Annotated in this window: 16 protein-coding genes; 10 read left to right on the top strand and 6 right to left on the bottom strand. The window is 67.9% G+C overall.

Annotated elements, in window-relative coordinates; translation table 11 throughout:
• The first annotated feature begins 21 nt into the window (after positions 1 to 21).
• From EV141_RS04430 to EV141_RS04415, 4 genes are read left to right on the top strand one after another with little or no spacing between them, the layout of a single operon-like run.
• Entirely contained in the window at positions 22 to 696 is a 675-nt protein-coding gene (locus EV141_RS04430) for a hypothetical protein (RefSeq protein ID WP_130484724.1), read from the top strand.
• On the top strand, positions 693 to 989 hold the full coding sequence (locus tag EV141_RS04425) for a transcriptional regulator (RefSeq protein WP_130484723.1): 297 nt from the start codon (positions 693 to 695) through the stop codon (positions 987 to 989). The genes EV141_RS04430 and EV141_RS04425 overlap by 4 nt, the downstream gene beginning before the upstream one ends.
• Entirely contained in the window at positions 986 to 1,972 is a 987-nt protein-coding gene (locus EV141_RS04420) for an ABC transporter ATP-binding protein (RefSeq protein ID WP_130484722.1), read from the top strand. The genes EV141_RS04425 and EV141_RS04420 overlap by 4 nt, the downstream gene beginning before the upstream one ends.
• Positions 1,969 to 2,769 (top strand): ABC transporter permease, encoded by an 801-nt coding sequence (locus tag EV141_RS04415; protein ID WP_241969003.1) that lies wholly within the window; start codon positions 1,969 to 1,971, stop codon positions 2,767 to 2,769. The genes EV141_RS04420 and EV141_RS04415 overlap by 4 nt, the downstream gene beginning before the upstream one ends.
• Here the strand turns inward: EV141_RS04415 and EV141_RS04410 are convergent.
• Positions 2,760 to 3,539, bottom strand: a complete 780-nt coding sequence (locus EV141_RS04410) for an aminoglycoside phosphotransferase family protein (RefSeq protein ID WP_130484721.1) — start codon at positions 3,537 to 3,539, stop codon at positions 2,760 to 2,762. The two genes, EV141_RS04415 and EV141_RS04410, sit on opposite strands and share 10 nt — an antisense overlap.
• A 128-nt stretch (positions 3,540 to 3,667) precedes the next feature.
• On the opposite strand from EV141_RS04410, the gene EV141_RS04405 reads away from it, so the two are divergent.
• Genes EV141_RS04405 through EV141_RS04380 form a run of 6 tightly spaced genes read left to right on the top strand, consistent with a single transcriptional unit; the run spans position 3,668 to position 9,295 of the window.
• Positions 3,668 to 4,066, top strand: a complete 399-nt coding sequence (locus tag EV141_RS04405) for an ArsR/SmtB family transcription factor (protein WP_130484720.1) — start codon at positions 3,668 to 3,670, stop codon at positions 4,064 to 4,066.
• Between the two features lie 38 nt (positions 4,067 to 4,104).
• A complete protein-coding gene (locus EV141_RS04400; protein ID WP_311768247.1) occupies positions 4,105 to 4,845 on the top strand; it encodes a GntR family transcriptional regulator in 741 nt (246 codons plus the stop codon).
• Entirely contained in the window at positions 4,842 to 6,353 is a 1,512-nt protein-coding gene (locus EV141_RS04395) for an MmgE/PrpD family protein (protein WP_130484719.1), read from the top strand. The genes EV141_RS04400 and EV141_RS04395 overlap by 4 nt, the downstream gene beginning before the upstream one ends.
• Positions 6,353 to 7,249: a methylisocitrate lyase gene (gene prpB, locus EV141_RS04390; protein WP_130484718.1), complete on the top strand. Its 897-nt coding sequence runs from the start codon at positions 6,353 to 6,355 to the stop codon at positions 7,247 to 7,249. The genes EV141_RS04395 and prpB overlap by 1 nt, the downstream gene beginning before the upstream one ends.
• Positions 7,250 to 7,287: 38 nt before the next feature.
• On the top strand, positions 7,288 to 8,427 hold the full coding sequence (locus EV141_RS04385) for a bifunctional 2-methylcitrate synthase/citrate synthase (RefSeq protein WP_130484717.1): 1,140 nt from the start codon (positions 7,288 to 7,290) through the stop codon (positions 8,425 to 8,427).
• Between the two features lie 25 nt (positions 8,428 to 8,452).
• Positions 8,453 to 9,295, top strand: coding sequence for an aldo/keto reductase (locus EV141_RS04380; protein WP_185740087.1), 843 nt, complete (start codon positions 8,453 to 8,455; stop codon positions 9,293 to 9,295).
• Here the strand turns inward: EV141_RS04380 and EV141_RS04375 are convergent.
• From EV141_RS04375 to EV141_RS04355, 5 genes are all read right to left on the bottom strand, one after another.
• Positions 9,292 to 10,494: a glycoside hydrolase family 5 protein gene (locus EV141_RS04375; protein ID WP_157985500.1), complete on the bottom strand. Its 1,203-nt coding sequence runs from the start codon at positions 10,492 to 10,494 to the stop codon at positions 9,292 to 9,294. The genes EV141_RS04380 and EV141_RS04375 overlap by 4 nt on opposite strands.
• 97 nt (positions 10,495 to 10,591) lie before the next feature.
• Positions 10,592 to 12,235: a chitinase gene (locus EV141_RS04370; protein WP_130484715.1), complete on the bottom strand. Its 1,644-nt coding sequence runs from the start codon at positions 12,233 to 12,235 to the stop codon at positions 10,592 to 10,594.
• Complete coding sequence (locus EV141_RS04365; protein WP_311768246.1) at positions 12,235 to 14,550, bottom strand: glycosyltransferase family 2 protein; 2,316 nt, start codon at positions 14,548 to 14,550, stop codon at positions 12,235 to 12,237. The genes EV141_RS04370 and EV141_RS04365 overlap by 1 nt, the downstream gene beginning before the upstream one ends.
• Before the next feature lie 217 nt (positions 14,551 to 14,767).
• Positions 14,768 to 15,298: a CoA-binding protein gene (locus EV141_RS04360; protein WP_375880244.1), complete on the bottom strand. Its 531-nt coding sequence runs from the start codon at positions 15,296 to 15,298 to the stop codon at positions 14,768 to 14,770.
• Positions 15,299 to 15,399: 101 nt separating this feature from the next.
• Positions 15,400 to 16,695 carry an O-acetylhomoserine aminocarboxypropyltransferase/cysteine synthase family protein gene (locus EV141_RS04355; RefSeq protein WP_130484714.1) on the bottom strand — a complete coding sequence of 432 codons (1,296 nt, stop codon included), beginning with the start codon at positions 16,693 to 16,695 and terminating at the stop codon, positions 15,400 to 15,402.
• Positions 16,696 to 16,934 lie beyond the last annotated feature (239 nt).

Here is a 16,934-nt window from a genome sequence, read left to right as displayed (position 1 = left end):
ACTTTGCGTTACAAAGTACTTATGACCACGCCCCACAACGACCCCGGTCCATCGCCCGACGCCGTCGACGACGAGCCCATTGACCCCGCAGCCGCGCTCGCACTCATTCAGCAGCAAAACGCGGATGTCGCACGCCAGCAGCTCTCGGGCATCCCGTGGATCCTCGGCGTCTGGGGCGTTGCCTGGGGTGTCGGCTTTCTGGCCCTCTGGTCGGGCTACGAGGGCGGCAACCCGTGGTTCTTACTGCCGCTCCCGGTCGCGGGCACGATCTTTGGCGTGCTGCTCGTCAGCGCCATCGTGACGTCAGCGGTACTGGGTATCCGCATCAGCCGGGGCGTGCGCGGCGCCTCTGGCTTCTCGGGAGCGGTGTACGGCTTCGGCTGGTGGGCCGGATCAATCGCGGTGTACCTGCTGGGCATCGCGTTTGCGCGCGAGGGGGCGAGCGCCGAGCTGCTGTCGCTCTACTATCCCGCCGCGTACGGTCTCGTCGCGGGCCTGCTCTACTTCATGGGAGCTGCCCTGTGGCGGTCGGTCGATCAGCTGGTGCTGGGCGTGATCATCATCGTGGCGAGTGTCGTGGCGCCCTTCTTCGGCGCCCCGACGAACAACCTCGTCATGGCGCTGCTCGGCGGCGGTTCGTTTCTCGTCGCCGGCCTCGTCATGCACCTGAACCTGCGGAGGGGGCGACGGGCGTGACCGAACTCGACCCGGTCATCCACGCCGCCGCGCGCTTGCGCATCTCGGCGACGCTCGCGAGCCTTGAGGAGGGCGACCGCATCACCTTCCCGCGACTGCAGGAACTGCTCGACATGACGGCCGGCAACCTGTCGACCCACCTGCGCAAGCTCGAAGACGCCGAGTACGTCGTCGTTGATAAGGCCCACAAGGGCCGCACGCCCGTCACCTATGTCGCCCTTACCCGCCGCGGCCGCCGCGCGTTCGAGGACTACACCGACACGCTTCGATCACTGTTGGGAGACAACGCATGAAAGCTCACGCCTCTGGCGCGACCGGCGCCGCGACGCTCGCGTCCACCGACGCGCCCTTCGCGCGCCTCGTCGGCGCCACCCGCCGCTTCGGCGAGCTGACCGCTCTCGACGACGTCACGCTCGACGTGAACGCGGGCGAACTCATCGGCCTGCTCGGCCCGAACGGGGCCGGCAAGTCGACCCTGTTGAGCCTCGTCCAGGGTCGACGGCGCCCCACCTCCGGCACCGTCGAGCTGTTCGGAGGCTCGCCGAGCGACGCCCGCTCGCGGCTGCGCCTGGGCAGCACTCCGCAGGAAACGGCGCTGCCCGACACTCTGCGCGTCGGTGAGGTCGTCGACCTGGTCGCCGCGCACTACCCCGACCGCGTGCCGACCGCCGAGATCGCTGACGAGTTCGGCTTCTCCGAGTTGCTGCGCCGCCAGTGCGGTTCGCTGTCGGGCGGGCAGAAGCGCCGCATCGCGGTCGCCCTGGCGTTCGTGGGTCGCCCGAAGCTGGTGCTGCTCGACGAGCCCACGACGGGGCTCGATGTGGATGCGCGCCACGTCTTGTGGGCGGCGATTCGCCGCCACCACGCGGCCGGCACGACGGTCGTCGTCACGAGCCACTACCTGGAGGAGATTGAGGCGCTCGCCGAGCGGGTCATCGTGATCGATCACGGCCGCGTGCTCGCCGACGACACGCTCACCGCGGTGCGCGATCGCGTGATGTCGGCGGTCGTCGAACTCACGTCACCGGAGCCGGCTCGCGTCGCGGCCCTGCCGCACGTCGTGCGCGACGAGGTGGTGGGGGAGGGAGCTGCTGCCGCCGGCCGCCTGCGCCTCACCGTCGACGATGCTGACGCTTTCGTGCGCGAGCTCGTGACGAGCGGTGCGGCATTCGAGCGCCTCACGGTGCGCGGCGCGTCCCTCGAGGAGGCCTTCCTCGCTCTCACCCTCACCGAGCAGGCGACCCCGCTCGCCGCATCCGATCGGAGCGCATCATGACGTCGACCGCCGCCCGCCCCACTGACGCGCCCCGCGCATCCACCGCCCCAGCGTTGCCGCTGTATGCGATGCATCTGCGGATGCTCGTGATCGAGACCCTGCGGGTTCCGATCGCGGTGATCGGCACGATGGCGTTTCCGGCGCTGAGCCTGCTGTTTTTTGTGGTGCCGAACCGCGCGGTGGCCGAGGATCCGGTGTTTGCGACGCAGGCGGTGCTTGGCCTCGCCGTGTTCGCCGTCATGGTGAGCGCCCTCTTCAACTTGGGGCTGACGGTGGCCGAGAACCGCGAGAAGCCGTGGGATCCGTACCTGCGCAGCCTCCCGCTGCCGGCGATGGTGCGCATCGCGGCGCAGATCTCGTCGACGGCCGTCTTCAGCTTTCTCGCGATCGTGCCGGTGTTGATCGTCGGCGCGGTGGCGACGGAGGCGAGCGTGTCGGTGATCGGGCTGGTGGCGGGGCTTGTCGCGCTGGCAGTCACGAGCATCCCGTTCTTGTTGCTGGGCGCGTCGATCGGCTACGCGTTTTCGTCGAAGGCGGCGATCGCGGTGATTCAGGTCGGCATGTTCGGCTTCGCGTTCGGCGGCGGGCTGTTCTTCCCTCCGCAGCTGTTCCCCGAGTGGTTGGAGACGCTGTCGCGCTTCTTCCCGTCGCGTCACGCGCGCGAGCTGACGCTCGCCGCCGTCGAGGGAACAACCCCCGAACTGTGGATGCTCGCGGGCGCGATCGCCTGGACGCTCGGCACCGCGCTACTCGCCCTCTGGTTGTACCGCCGAGATGAGGGCCGCCGCTACCGCTGAGCGTCGGTCGCGCTCCTCCGCTCGGAGCTGCCGATGTCGCCGCTTTCGATCGCGGCGGCGTCGCGGTCGTAGAGCGCGGCGTGCTCGCGCAGTTCGGGCTTGTGGAGCCGGTCAGCCGCCTTGCGTGAGTAGGCGGCTAGTTCGCGCAGGCCGGCAACTGCCTGCTTGAGGACTTCGTCAACGCTCGCATCGCTGCCGTACGCGTCGATTATGCGCTGGATGCGCGGGCGAACCTGGTCGCCGGATGGTGCGCCCGCGGGCGGCTCGGCCATCAGAGGCACGGCGCGGGTGGCAAAGTAGGCGAGGTCGCGGATGCGTGGGCCGGGCGAGCACATGTCCCAGTCGATGACGCCGATGAGCCTGTGATCGGCATCGAACCCGAGGTTGTGCGGGGCGAAATCGTTGTGGCAGATCACCTCGGCGGGTTCGCGGACCGGCTGCTGCCACGTCTGTCCGTCACGAGGGAACGTGGCACTGGCGTTGTGCATGCGGCGAAGCCAACTCGCGCCGTCGCTGAGCACGTTGTCGTGCCACACCCACTCAGGCAAGGGGTGCAGCGGAACGTGTCCGTCGATGTACGTGAGCTGCTCACGCGGCGGGTTCGCGGTCGTGTCGATGCCGAGCGGTTGGGGGACGCCGTCGATTCCGGCCGCGCGGAGATGCGTCAGCAGCGCGTGCACCGTTGGGGTCCACGGGCCCGCGTTCCGCAGCACGGTGTCGCCCTCGCGCTCGACCGCGTTCATATTGCCGCCCTCGAGTCGCTTACCCACCGAGCTAGGGTACGCGGCCACGCGATCCTGACGACGCGGCTCCTCCCGACAGGCTTCTCGCGAATGTCGGTCTGGCGTTTGGCGAATGTGCCCCTCATGGCACGTGCCGTGCAGGGCACATTCGCGAGATGGACATCCTCTATCTCGTGGTTCACCCCGTGCGATGGCGCATCGTCGAGATCTTGGCGAGCGGCGAGCACACCGCCGGCCAACTCGCCGCCGACATCACGCATCATCACGGCATTGGCCGCGAGGCCGTGTCGAAGCATCTCACGACACTGCGCGAGGCGGGGCTCGTGAGCGCGAGGCCCGACGAGAATGCCCGCATCTATCGACTCAATCCGCGACTGATCGGGGCGCTCGCTGCGATCGTCGAACACCTCCTCGCCCTGCGCGAGGCTGCTGCCATCGACGACATCGACCTCGACGGCAGCGAACGTGACATCGGGTACGAGTGCGATCCTGAGTGGCGGGAGCGTGACCCCGAGGACTGCTGGTGTATACGGAAGACCCTCGGTATGACCTAATACTCGACCGGGCAGCGCTTTATGTATACATTGGGCAGGTGACGGCGGCAGGTTCAGAGCAAGCGACGGCGAGTGAGCCCATTCGCGAGCGCGGCGACAGCGCCGGTCGTTCGACCCTCACCGCCGCCGACCGCGCCTATGCGACCCTGCGCGCCGCGATCATCGACGGCGACCTCGCGCCGGGCGCGCCGCTCGCCGAGGTCGAGCAGTCAACGCGCCTTGGCATGAGTCGCACCCCTGTGCGCGAAGCTTTCGCCCGCCTCACCGACGACGGCCTCGCCACCGAGCTCGGCCCGCGCACCCTCGTCGTCAGCACCATCGACGCCGACGACGTCACCGCCCTCTTCGACCTGCGCCGCGCCCTCGACGAGCAAGCCGCCCGACTCGCCGCCCGCCGCGCCACCCCCGAGCAGCGCGAACGGTTCCGCACCCTCGCCGAGCGCTTCGCGAACGTCACCACCGCGACGCTTTCCGACGACGACGCCGGCCGCCACGGCTACTACGCCCTCGTCACCGAATTCGACGCCACCATCGACCAGGCGCTCGGCCGCAGCCCCCACCTCGCCGCCGCCCTCGCCCGCGTGCGCACCCACCTCGCCCGCGTCCGCCGCCTCGCGCACGACGACGACGCGCGACTCGTCGCATCCGCCGCCGAGCACGGCGCCATCGCCGCCGCCATCGCCGACGGCGACGCCGAGCGGGCCGCCCACGCGACGCACCTGCACCTCCACAACGCGCTCACGAGCATCCACGCCCACCTGAAGGAGAGCACCCCATGACCACCACGCACACCGTGCGCACCCACAAGAGCAGCGAAGCGCTCGCCGCACCCGAGCAGCTCGCCGGCAAGCTCGCCGCCCTCGCCGCCGAACACGACCGCCCGCTCGACGACGCTGCCGTCGACATGGTCATCAACCGCGTCATCGACAACGCTGCCGTCGCCACCGCGAGCCTCGGCCGCGCCCCCGTCGTGAGCGCCCGCGGTCAGGCCGAGAACCACCCGTACACGCCCGGCTCCACCGTCTTCGGGCTCCCGCAGACCCAGCGCGTCAGCCCCGAGTGGGCCGCCTGGGCCAACGGCGTTGCCGTGCGCGAACTCGACTACCACGACACCTTCCTCGCGGCCGACTACTCGCACCCCGGCGACAACATTCCGCCGATCCTCGCCGTCGCCCAGCACGTCGGCGCCACCGGCGAGCAGCTGCTCAAGGGCCTGCTCACCGGGTACGAGATCCAGATCGACCTCGTCAAAGGCATCTGCCTGCACGAGCACAAGATCGACCACGTCGCCCACCTCGGCCCGAGCGCCGCCGTTGGCATCGGCACGCTGCTGCGCCTGCCGCAGGAGACGATCTTCCAGGCCATCGGCCAGGCCCTGCACACCACCACCGCCACGCGCCAGTCGCGCAAGGGCGACATCTCGACCTGGAAGGCGCACGCTCCCGCCTTCGCCGGCAAGATGGCCGTCGAAGCCGTCGACCGGGCCCTGCGCGGCCAGACCAGCCCCAGCCCCATCTACGAGGGCGAAGACGGTTTCATCGCCTGGCTGCTCTCCGGCCCGAGCGCCCGCTATGAGGTGCCGCTGCCCGATGCCGGCGAGCCGCTCACGGGCATCCTCGACAGCTACACCAAGGAGCACTCGGCCGAGTACCAGGCGCAGGCGTGGATCGACCTCGCCCGCCGCCTCGGCACCGAACGCCCCGAACTGCGCGACCCCGCGAACATCGCCCGCATCGTTCTGCACACCAGCCATCACACCCACTACGTGATCGGCTCGGGCGCGAACGACCCGCAGAAGTACGACCCGACCGCCAGTCGCGAGACGCTCGACCACTCGATTCCGTACATCGTGGCCGTCGCGCTGCAAGACGGCCGCTGGCACCACGTCGACTCGTACGCCCCCGAGCGCGCCGCCCGCCCCGACACCGTCGAGCTGTGGCACAAGATCACGACCGTCGAAGACGCCGAGTGGACCCGCCGGTACCACTCGCTCGACCTGAGTGAGAAGGCCTTCGGCGGCCGCATCGAGATCGAACTGACGAGCGGCGAAACGGTGATCGACGAAATCGCCGTCGCCGACGCCCACCCGCTCGGCGCCCGCCCCTTCGGCCGCGCCGAATACGAGAACAAGCTGCGCACCCTCGCCGACGGCGTGCTCGCAGACAGCGAGGTCGACCGCTTCCTCGCACTCGCCGCGCGCCTGCCCGAGCTCACCGCAGACGAGCTCACCGGCCTCACGGTCACGCCGATCGAACCGGTTCCCGCCGCCCCGAAGGGACTCTTCTGATGCTGTCCACGACGACGACCCCTACCGAGCGACGCAAAGCGTTTCGCGAGGGGCTGCGAAGCGACCGCCTGCAGGTCTTTCCCGGCGCGTTCACGCCGCTGAGCATCCGCCTCATTCAAGAAAGGGGCTTCGACGGCGCCTACATTTCGGGCGCCGTCATGGCCGCCGAGCTGGGCCTGCCCGACATCGGGCTGACCACGCTCACCGAGGTCGCCCAGCGCGCGCACCAGATCAGCCGCATGAGCGACCTGCCGACCCTCGTCGACGCCGACACCGGCTTCGGCGAGCCGATGAACGTCGCCCGCACGGTGCACGAACTCGAAGACGCCGGAGTCGCCGGCCTGCACCTCGAAGACCAGGTCAACCCGAAGCGCTGCGGGCACCTCGACGGCAAAGCGGTGGTGGATGCTGACACCGCGATTAAGAGGATCCGCGCGGCCGTCGACGCCCGCCGCGACCCCGAGCTCGTCATCATGGCCCGCACCGACATCCGCGGTGTGGAGGGCATGGACGCGGCGATCGACCGCGCGAAGGCGCTGCAGGATGCGGGGGCCGATGCGATCTTCCCCGAGGCGATGGGAACCCTCGAGGAGTTCGCCGCCATGCGGGCGGCCATCGACGTGCCGATCCTCGCCAACATGACCGAGTTCGGCAAGAGCGCGCTGTTCACGCACGCGCAGCTCGCCGACGTGGGCGTGAACATGGTGATCCACCCCGTGTCGCTGTTGCGCGTCGCGTTCGGTGCGATCGAGCGCGCGCTCGACACACTGCAGTCCGACGGCACCCTCGACGCAGAGGTCGCGGGCATGCAGACTCGAGGCAGGCTCTACGAGCTGCTCGACTACGAGGCGTACAACGCCTTCGACGCGGGCATCTTCACGTACACCGGCCGCTAGCGACACCCGCAGAGCACGACGGGACAAAGGAGACCCCCATGAGCGACACCACCGCACCCGAGATCAAGAAGGGCCTCGCGGGCGTCGTCGTCGACACGACCGCGATCAGCAAGGTGAACCCTGAGACCAACTCGCTGCTCTACCGCGGCTACCCCGTGCAGCAGCTCGCCGCGCAGTGCACGTTTGAAGAGGTCGCGTACCTCCTCTGGCACGGCGAGCTGCCGAGCGACGACCAGCTGGCCGAGTTTGAGGACCACGAGCGGGCGCACCGTCACCTCGACCGGGTCGTGAAGGACGCGATTGACGCGCTGCCGCTCACCGCGCATCCGATGGATGTCGTGCGCACCGCGATCAGCGTGCTCGGCGCGCTCGACGAGACGCTCGCGCACGACCGCACGTGGATCGAGCCCGACTTCACGATGCAGCGATCGATGCGGATGTTCGCGAAGCTTCCGGCGATCGTCGCGTACGCGCAGCGTCGCCGCCGCCACGAGCACGCTGTCGAGCCGCGCGACGACCTCGGGTACTCGGCGAACTTCCTGCACATGGTGTTCGGCGAGGTGCCCGAGAGGGTCGTCGTCGACGCCTTCGACACGTCGATGACGCTGTACGCCGAGCACTCGTTCAACGCGTCGACGTTCACCGCCCGGGTCATCACCTCGACCCTCAGCGACGTGTACTCGGCCGTCACCGGTGCGATCGGCGCGCTGAAGGGCCCGCTGCACGGCGGCGCGAACGAGGCCGTCATGCACGTCTTTTCCGAGATCGGATCGGCCGACCGCGCCGAGGCGTGGCTCGATCAGGCGCTCGCCGAGAAGCGCAAGATCATGGGTTTCGGCCACCGGGTCTACAAGAACGGTGACTCGCGCGTGCCGACGATGCGCGCCGCGCTCGACACCCTCATCGCGCATTACGACCGGCGCGACATGGTCGAGCTGTACGACGCGCTCGAACAGGCGATGGATGCGCGCAAGGGCATCAAACCGAACCTCGACTACCCGTCGGGCCCGGCCTACCACCTGATGGGCTTCGACACCGAGGTGTTCACGCCCCTGTTCGTGGCCGCCCGCGTCACCGGCTGGACGGCCCACGTCATGGAGCAGTTGAGCGCCAACGCGCTGATCCGCCCCCTGAGCGTCTACAACGGGCCGGATGAGCGGCACGTCCCAGGCGCCTGAGAGGCGGATGCGCGAAACTAGAGGGATGACTGACGCGATTCCTACCCCGCACCTGACCCTCAACGACGGCAACCGCATCCCGCAGTTGGGTCTCGGCGTCTTCCTCGTCGAGCCCGACGAGGCCGAGCGCATCGTCTCGGACGCCTTCGAGGTCGGCTACCGCCACATCGACACCGCGCGCATCTACAAGAACGAGGAGGGCGTCGGCCGCGCCATCGCCTCCTCGGGTCTGTCGCGCGACGAGCTCTACATCACCACGAAGCTCTGGAACAGCGACCAGGGCGCCGACACCGCCCGCCCGGCGCTGGAGTCGAGCCTCGAGCGCCTCGGCCTCGACTACGTCGACCTGTACCTGATCCACTGGCCGGCGCCGAAGTACGGCAAGCACGTTGAGTCGTGGGAGGCACTCGTCGCGCTGAAGGAGGCCGGGCTTGCGAAGTCGATCGGTGTGTCGAACTTCATGCAGTCCCACCTCGAAGACATCGACAAGGCGACCGGCGTCGTGCCCGTGGTGAACCAGATCGAGCTGCACCCCGCTTTCCAGCAGCGAGAGCTGCGGTCGTTCCAAGAGCCGCGCGGCACGCTAACCGAGGCGTGGGGACCGCTCGGCCAGGGCAAGTACGAGCTCGCTGAGCTGGCGGGTCTCGCTGAGATCGCCGAGCGCCACGGAAAGAGCGTGCAGCAGGTTGCCATTCGCTGGCACATTCAGGAGGGCATCATCGTCTTCCCGAAGACCACGAAGCGCGAGCGCATGGTTGAGAACGCCGACGTGTTCGACTTCGAACTCTCGGCCGACGAGATGGCGACGATCGCTGCGGTCGACCAGGGTCTGCGCGTCGGCGCGCACCCCGAGAACACCGACTTCTAAGGGAGCGAGTCGAGTGCGGCGCGCAGCGTCGTGCCCGACGGGTGATTCGGCGTGAATGCGTCGTCCGCGATGAGGGCGTAGCGTGCATCCTCGCTGGCGGCGGGGTCGTCGATGACCCACCACGCCCAGGCGAGCGCGCCGACCGCGTTGCCGCGCGACCAGTCGAGCACGGCGTCGAGGTGATCGCTGCCGCCGTCGCTCTGGCCGAACTCTGCGACCAGCAGGGGCGCGACCTGAGTGACGGGGCCGAGCTCTGTCTGCCAACACTCGACATCGTGACAGCGCTGCTCGGGGTAGAGGTGCACGCCCGCGATCAGCTGGTCGTCGGCGGGGCGGTGATCGACCCACGCCCGCAGGTCGTTCGCGTAATCCAGACCGCTCACGATGACCGGCTGGCGAGCTCCGGATGCGCGCACCGCGGCGACGAGGTCGGCCATGCCGCTCGCCGCGAACGTCGAGCCCGACACCGTCGAGGCTCGGTCAATCTCGCGCGGCACCTGGCACCCGCCGTCGCGCCAGCACTCCGGGGTGAGTTCGAACGCCCACTGTTGCCGGTCGGCGTCGTAGCGGCTGTGCGGCTCGTTGAACACGTCGAACATCACCGCGCGGTGTTTGCGATAGTCGGCGGCCACCTCGTTCCAGAAGGTGACGCTGTTCGCGTCGGGCATCGCGCGCAGACCATCGGCGATCTCGCCGCCGGGGGCGCTCCAGTGCAGGTCGACGATCACGACGAGTCCTGTGTTGGTCGCAAGCGACACGAAGCGCTCGAGATTGGCGCGGTAGTCGTCGACGGTACCGAACGCCACGCTCGGCCGGTCGACGCCCCAACACTGCTGGTTGAGTGGAATGCGGACGGCCGTGAAACCCCACTCGATCATGGCAGCGACAGCGTCAGCGGTGGTGCCTCCGTCGTCATGCCCGCGACCCTGGATGCACGCGTACTCGAACCCCGGAACGTTCGCGCCCCAGAGCGCGAGCGGTTTGCCCGTGCGCCCATCGACAAGCTCGCTGCCCCGCACGTACGGAGCGGGGGCATTCGGGGTGGCGCTCGTGAACGTTGGTGCCCACGCCTTCGCAGGCCCCGGGGTGCCGATGAGGAGCACGACCGCGATGGCGGAACCCGCGAGCGCCACGGTCACGCCCGCGGCGATGACGAGCGCGACGATGCGGGTTCGGCGACGGGAGGGAGCGTTCTGCATGACCTCAGTCTGCATACTGGTGCCCGCCGCCCCGCGCACTTCGGTGAGGCAGTCGGCGGGCGAAACGCTTTGGGAGCACCGTTCCGCCCGCCGACGCTCACGGCGAGTCGTTATTGGTCGAGTCGGTGATCGTTCCCGACCCCTCGTGGATGAGTTCACCCGTCTCGAGGTCGCGCAGAATCTCTTCGATCTCGTCGAGGCGTACGGGCACCCACGGCGAGCTATCGGGATCGGCGGCGTAGGCGGCCGGGCTGTCGCCCTGGGTCCACCACTTCGCTTCGTACGCGGTGTCGTCGAAGAGCACGCGCGCGCCGCGGTCGTAGACGGCGGTGCCTTCCCATTCGGGATAGGTGCCGTACGGCAGGGTGGGAATCTGCATGGGTTTCTCGCCGTCGAGCACCGGCCCGACGAGCACCCAAGGGGTCTCCCACTCGTTCAATACGGGGTTGTCCGGCAACTCTCCGCGCGTCCACCATTTTGCTTCATACACATTGCGGTGCCAGACGACCTTCGTGCCGGCGAGGTAGGCAAACTCGGCGTTCCAGATTGGGTATGGGCTCGTCTCGGGGTCGTCGATGTATTCCGCCGGGTCGCGAGGTTCGGGAGTCGTGACGAACCCGGCAACCGAATCGATGCGGCCAGTGAAGCCTTCGGCGAGGATGTCGGAGAACCGCGCCTCTCCCTGCGGGATACCTGAGCACGCATCCGACACCCGGCGCAGATCGACGTAGTTGGGACCGCACGGCACATCACGGTTGAGCGACCACATACCCATGCGGCCGATCGTTGTGTCGATGGCGAAGGCGTTGAGTTCGTAGGCGTCTTCGAGTGTGAAGATCTCTTCGAACACATCGTTCTGGCCGATCATCGGTGTCGCGCCGACCTTGCGCCATAGTGTGGCGTCGCTGAGCTCAATCTCGGCGATTTGGTAGATCACCCCCAGTTGACGGTGGGTGGACTGGAGCGCCCGGATGGACGCCTCGGCCATCGACTCGCCCGTGTCGCGCGCCTGCCCATAGTTCATGGTCATCACATTGACTCCGGCCAGGTCGACGCCGGCCTCGATCATCTGCTGCACGGCGGTGGTGCCGTCTTCGGTCATCCCCGAGGGGATCACCGGCAGCGTCATCCATACGGCGAGCTCGTCACCGGATGCGCGTCGCTGCTGCTGCAGCTCGGCGATCGCGGCGGCGCGCCTCTCGCCCGCCTCGCGGTCGCTGAGGTTGATGCCTTCGACGTCGAGATCGATCGTGGTCAGGTCGTAACGGTCGACGACGGAGCCGTAGGCGGCAACCAACTCGTCGTGGTCGGTGCACACGGTCGCGAGTTCGTCGTTGAGCAGTCCGCCGAATGACACGGTGAAGTCAGCGCCCGCCTGGGAGAACCGCGCGAGGCGACGGTCAAGGTCGAGTGCCTGCGACGCCTCATCCATCGTGTATGCGGTGCCCCACGTGGGCAGGCACGGGTCGTCGCGATCGGCGACGATGAACGACAGCACGATGTCTTGGGCTGTCTGCGCGTCGACGTTCTCGAAGGCAAACGTGGGCGTTGCCGTGACATCGACGTATGCCGCGAACCAGGGCTCTTCCTGCGTCTCGGCCTGCGTCGCCACCCAGTCGGTGACGTGCGTGTAGCCGAAGACGCCGAGTCCGCTGGTCAGCAGAAGGGCGATGAGCGCTCGGAAGGGGCTGAGGCGTCGGCCGTCTCGCCAGAGGATGCTGGGGCGTGGTGCGGCGGCCATTATGCGTTGCTCCGTTCGGTGGTGCTCGAGGAGGTGCGTGCGCCGCGGGGGCTGACGACGTGGTCGGCCGTCGCGCGCGAGTGAGTCGGAACCGTCCCGTAGTACAGAACCGACTGCCAGTCGACGGCGACTTCCTGCTCGGCAGCGACGGGGGTCTTCGGGCGGCGCGGCGCGGCGTACAGCCAGTTCGTTGCGCCGTAGCCGAAGTCGACCAGTGAGGTGCCGAGGCCGATGTACGCGATCACCGCGTAGAGCGCGAGGAGAGCGTTGAAGCCGGCGAACGCAGCGTTGCCCCAGTTCTCGGCCTGTACGTCGCGCACGAGCGTCACGATCGAGAACACGATGATGGCGTACGGTGCGACCACGTAAAGGAACGGTGTCGCGGTGCGGTCGCGAACCTTCGGCGTGCGCGCGAACGGAATCTTCTTGCTGGTGATGGCCTGTTCGAGTGACTTGAGCACCCCGGCAAGGTTCACGGGTAGAAGGATGAGGTTGAAGCCGTAGATCCGGAACACGTCGGTTCGCTTGTAGCCGCTGTAGTGCAGATCGCTCGCCATGGCGAGGAAGTAGGGCAGAGCGGCGAGCAGGACGACGGGGGAGAGCAGACGGCTGTCGTAGGGGTAGGCCAAGAGGAAGACGAGCCCGAAGCTCGCCCAGGCAATCGACGACATGTAGTTGACGCGAAGCAGAATCTCGATGATGGAGACCCGTTCGCCGCGTGCGCGACGCTCACGCACCTGTCGGAAGTATTTCGGCAGGATGAGAAGACCGCCGTTCGCCCAGCGCCGCCGCTGAATGACGAGCGACCCGAAGTCAGGCGGGGTCGCCGAATAGCTCAAGCGCTCGGGGTAATTGGTGAGTGTCCACCCGTGGGTGCCGAGGTCGATACTCGACTCGGTGTCTTCGATGACCGTCCGGTCTTGAACGTACCGCTTGACGACAAATCCACCCGTCGTTTCCAGCTGAACGATGTCATCGAGGGCGCGTTTGCGAATCACCGCGTTGGCACCGACCCAGAACGTCGCGTTGTGGTGCGAGAAGCCCTGGTGGAGGATGTGCTGGATGTCGGTCGTCGCCGCCGCAAGTCGCTCGATGCGGGTTCGTGCGCCCCGGTACGACGAGTACGGCGTCTGCGTGACGGCGACCTGCGCGTTCTCGGGCTGCTCCATCGAGTGCACGAGCCGCACGCAGTAGTCGCGAAGGAGCATCGAGTCGGCGTCGAGCGTCAGGATGTAGTCGGGCTCGGGAACGACCAGATCGGCCTCGTGGGCGAAGGGCACCGCTCGCAGCACCGGTCCCTGCGGGGTCTGTTCGCGGGTGTAGGCCCCGCCCATGAGCCCGATGTAGGCGTTCAGGTTCATCGCCTTGTTGGCTTCGTGCGAGAGGGATGCGTACGCCTTGCGCTCGAAGCTCGTCACCTCGGCGGTGAACGTTCGGGCAAGTCGTCGCATCATGTGAACAGCCATCTCGCCGCTAATGCCGTGCTCACTCGAGCGGGCAGCGTCGAGTGCGTCTGCTGTGGCCGCGAACTCCGACCGGAGCCCGCCGAGCACCTGGTCCACGAAGAAGCGGTCGACGTGATCGGTCACGGTGTGCTGATCGATGCGCGCGTCGACCCAGTCGACGGCCCACCGGAAGTGCGTGATGAGCTGTTCGATCTCGGAATCGAGGATCGATTCGGGGCGCTCGACCTCCCACTCGAGCAGAGCGCTGCGGAAGCGCTCCGACGGCTCGCGAAGCGCGTCGTTGATCGCGGCGGGAATGGCGCGCGTTGCGTCGAGCCGGGCGAGCTTGTCCTCCTCCGTGGGGTTCGTCGGGTCGTCGATCAGCAGCACCACGCGCAGTTCGGGGTACTCCTGCAGCGCGGCGGACCACAGCGTCGTCGTCACGACGTCGGGCTCTTCGGCGTAAGACGGAACGAGCACTGTCATGGAGGTGGAGCGGTCGGCGAAGTGGCGGTCGAGTTCTGCGCGGGGGACGCGCACGTGTGCGGCGAACCGTTGCAGCGCTCCGTGGCGCGCGATCAGGTACATGAGTGCCGAGAACGTCAGGAAGGTGACGACGACGACGTAGGAGATCGCCTGAGTGGTGAACTCGAAGCTCTGGGTGCCGTTGTTCAGGAACTCGGCGATGACCGTGTACACGACGTACACGACCCAGAACACGATGGTCGCGACGATCGCGACGCGCGCCATGGCGATGCGGCGATCGCTCGGACGAGTGTGCACGATCGGGAGCGGCTCGGTGCGCTTTTCGGCGCCCCATTGGCGCTTTCGGGCAGGCAGGAAGGCAGGGGAAAGGGGGGTGGTGGGCACGGGTAACCTCATGCGCAGCTTCGCCAGTTCGGGTTCTGGCGAATTCGGGTGTTGCTACGCGTAGACGACAGTAGGCGGTCTAAGGAATCTTCGAAACCCCCAAACGGGGTACAAATGGTCCCCCAAAGGGCGGACAGTGGTGAATTGTGGGTAAACGGACTCCTGAAACGTCTCGCCGAGGGCCGAACGGGTCACTCGCGAGTCGGCAGAAAGGTGCCTACCGCACCTGCTTCTTGCTGCTGATGACGCCGGTGTCGAATCCCATGAGATGCAAACCGCCGTGGAACCGAGCGTGCTCGACCTTGATACAGCGATCCATGACGACGGTGAGCCCGCGAGCTTCGGCGTCGTACGCCGCTTCTTCGTTCCAAATGCCCAACTGCACCCAGATGGTGGGCGCGCCGATGGCCACGACGTCGTCGACGACAGAGGGAATGTCGCTCGCCTTGCGGAAGACATCAACGATGTCGGGTACCTCGGGCAACGAGGCAAGGTCCGGGTAGGCCTTCTGGCCCAGAATCTCGGTGGCGTTCGGGTTGACGAAGTACACCCGGTAGTCGCTCGACTGCAGCAGGTAGGTGCCGACGAAGTAGGACGAGCGTGCGGGGTTCGGTGAGGCACCAACGATCGCGATGCTCTGTGCGCGCCGAAGAATGCCAAGGCGCTCCTTGGCGCTGGGCCCCACCCACGTGCGCTGCGACTTGAGCCGCTTCGCAAGCGGCGAGCTGGCCGGGATGCTGCAGGTCAGTCCGTTCGCGAGCGTCACGGTTTCTGTCTCGGTCGCGGCGTTCGCTGTCGAGACGGCGCCATCCAGCGAAGCGGATGCCGGGGTGCTGACGTCGGTCATGGTCACGCCTCCTTCACGGCTGCGTTGAGTGCCTGATCGAGGTCGTAGATGATGTCCTCGACGTCTTCGATGCCAACGGACAAGCGCACCAGTCCCGGCCCGATGCCGGAGTCGGCAAGCTGCTGCTCGGTGAGCTGCGCGTGCGTCGTGGAGCCGGGGTGGATGATGAGCGTCTTCGCGTCGCCGATGTTCGCGAGGTGGCTGGCCAACTGCACGTTCTCGATGAGCCTCTCGCCCACAGCGCGACCGCCCTTGACATCGAAGCTGAACACCGAGCTCGGGCCGAGCGGCGTGTACTGCTGGGCCCGCTCGTAGTGACGGTGGGAGGGAAGCCCCGCCCAGCGCACCGTCTCGATGCGGGGGTCGGCCTCGAGCCACTGCGCGACCGCACGTGCGTTGTCGACGTGCGCCTGCATGCGGTACGGCAGCGTTTCGACGCCCTGCGCGAGCAGGAACGCCGAGTGCGGGGCGAGCGCCGGGCCGATGTCGCGCAGTTGCTCGGCGCGCAGGCGCGTGAGGAAGGCGTACTCGCCGAAGTTGCCGTACCAGGTGAGGCCGCCGTAGTGCGGCACGGTCTCTTCGAACAGCGGGAAGTTGTGGTTCGACCAGTCGAAGCGGCCCGACTCGACAACCACGCCGCCGAGGGTCGTGCCGTGGCCACCCAAGAACTTCGTGGCCGAGTGGGTCACGACGTCGGCGCCCCACTCGATCGGGCGGCAGAGGTACGGGGTCGCGATAGTCGAGTCGACGATGAACGGAATCTGGTGGGCGCGCGCCACGTCAGCCAGGGCCTCGAGATCGGCGATGTCGCCCGAGGGGTTCGCGATCGTCTCGGTGAACAGCACCTTCGTGCGGCCCGGGATGATCGCCGCCGCGTAATCCTCGGCCTGGTCGCTCGCGACGAAGGTCGTCTCGACACCGAAGCGGCGCAGCGTCACGTCGAGCTGGGTGATCGAGCCGCCGTAGAGGTTCGACGAGGCGACGACGTGGTCGCCGGCGCCAACGAGCGAGGCGAAGGTGATGAACTGCGCGCTCAGGCCGCTCGAGGTGGCGACGGCGCCGAGGCCGCCCTCGAGGCTCGCGATGCGCTCTTCGAAGCTCGCGACCGTCGGGTTCGCAAGGCGCGAGTAGATGTTGCCGTACTTCTGCAGGGCGAAGCGCGCGGCGGCGTCTTGCGCGTCGTCGAACACGAATGCGCTCGACTGGTAGATCGGCAGGGCGCGGGCGCCCGTCGCCGAGTCGGGAACGTTGCCCGCGTGCAGGGCACGCGTGCGGAAACCGTAATCGCGGTCGGCCATCCGGCAACGGTAATCGAGCGAGCCGCGCCGTCCCGCGTGCTCGCGTCACATTTCGTAAGCGCGCGGGGGCCGCTGTCGGCGTCGCGGGTGCTGCGCCGACCCGCGGGCGTGACGTATTGCAGGAAAACAGGCGCGGGTGCCGCGCTACTTCCGCGCATTGCGGGGGAGTGCGACGCTCATTTCCTGCAATACGTCACCAGCGGGCGGCCGAGTGGCGCGTGACCGAGTGGCGGCGCGGC

This window comes from Microcella putealis (assembly GCF_004216575.1).
Lineage (GTDB): Bacteria > Actinomycetota > Actinomycetes > Actinomycetales > Microbacteriaceae > Microcella > Microcella putealis.
The sequence above is the reverse complement of the archived record's forward strand: the minus strand, read 5'-3'. Positions and strand labels throughout refer to the sequence as shown.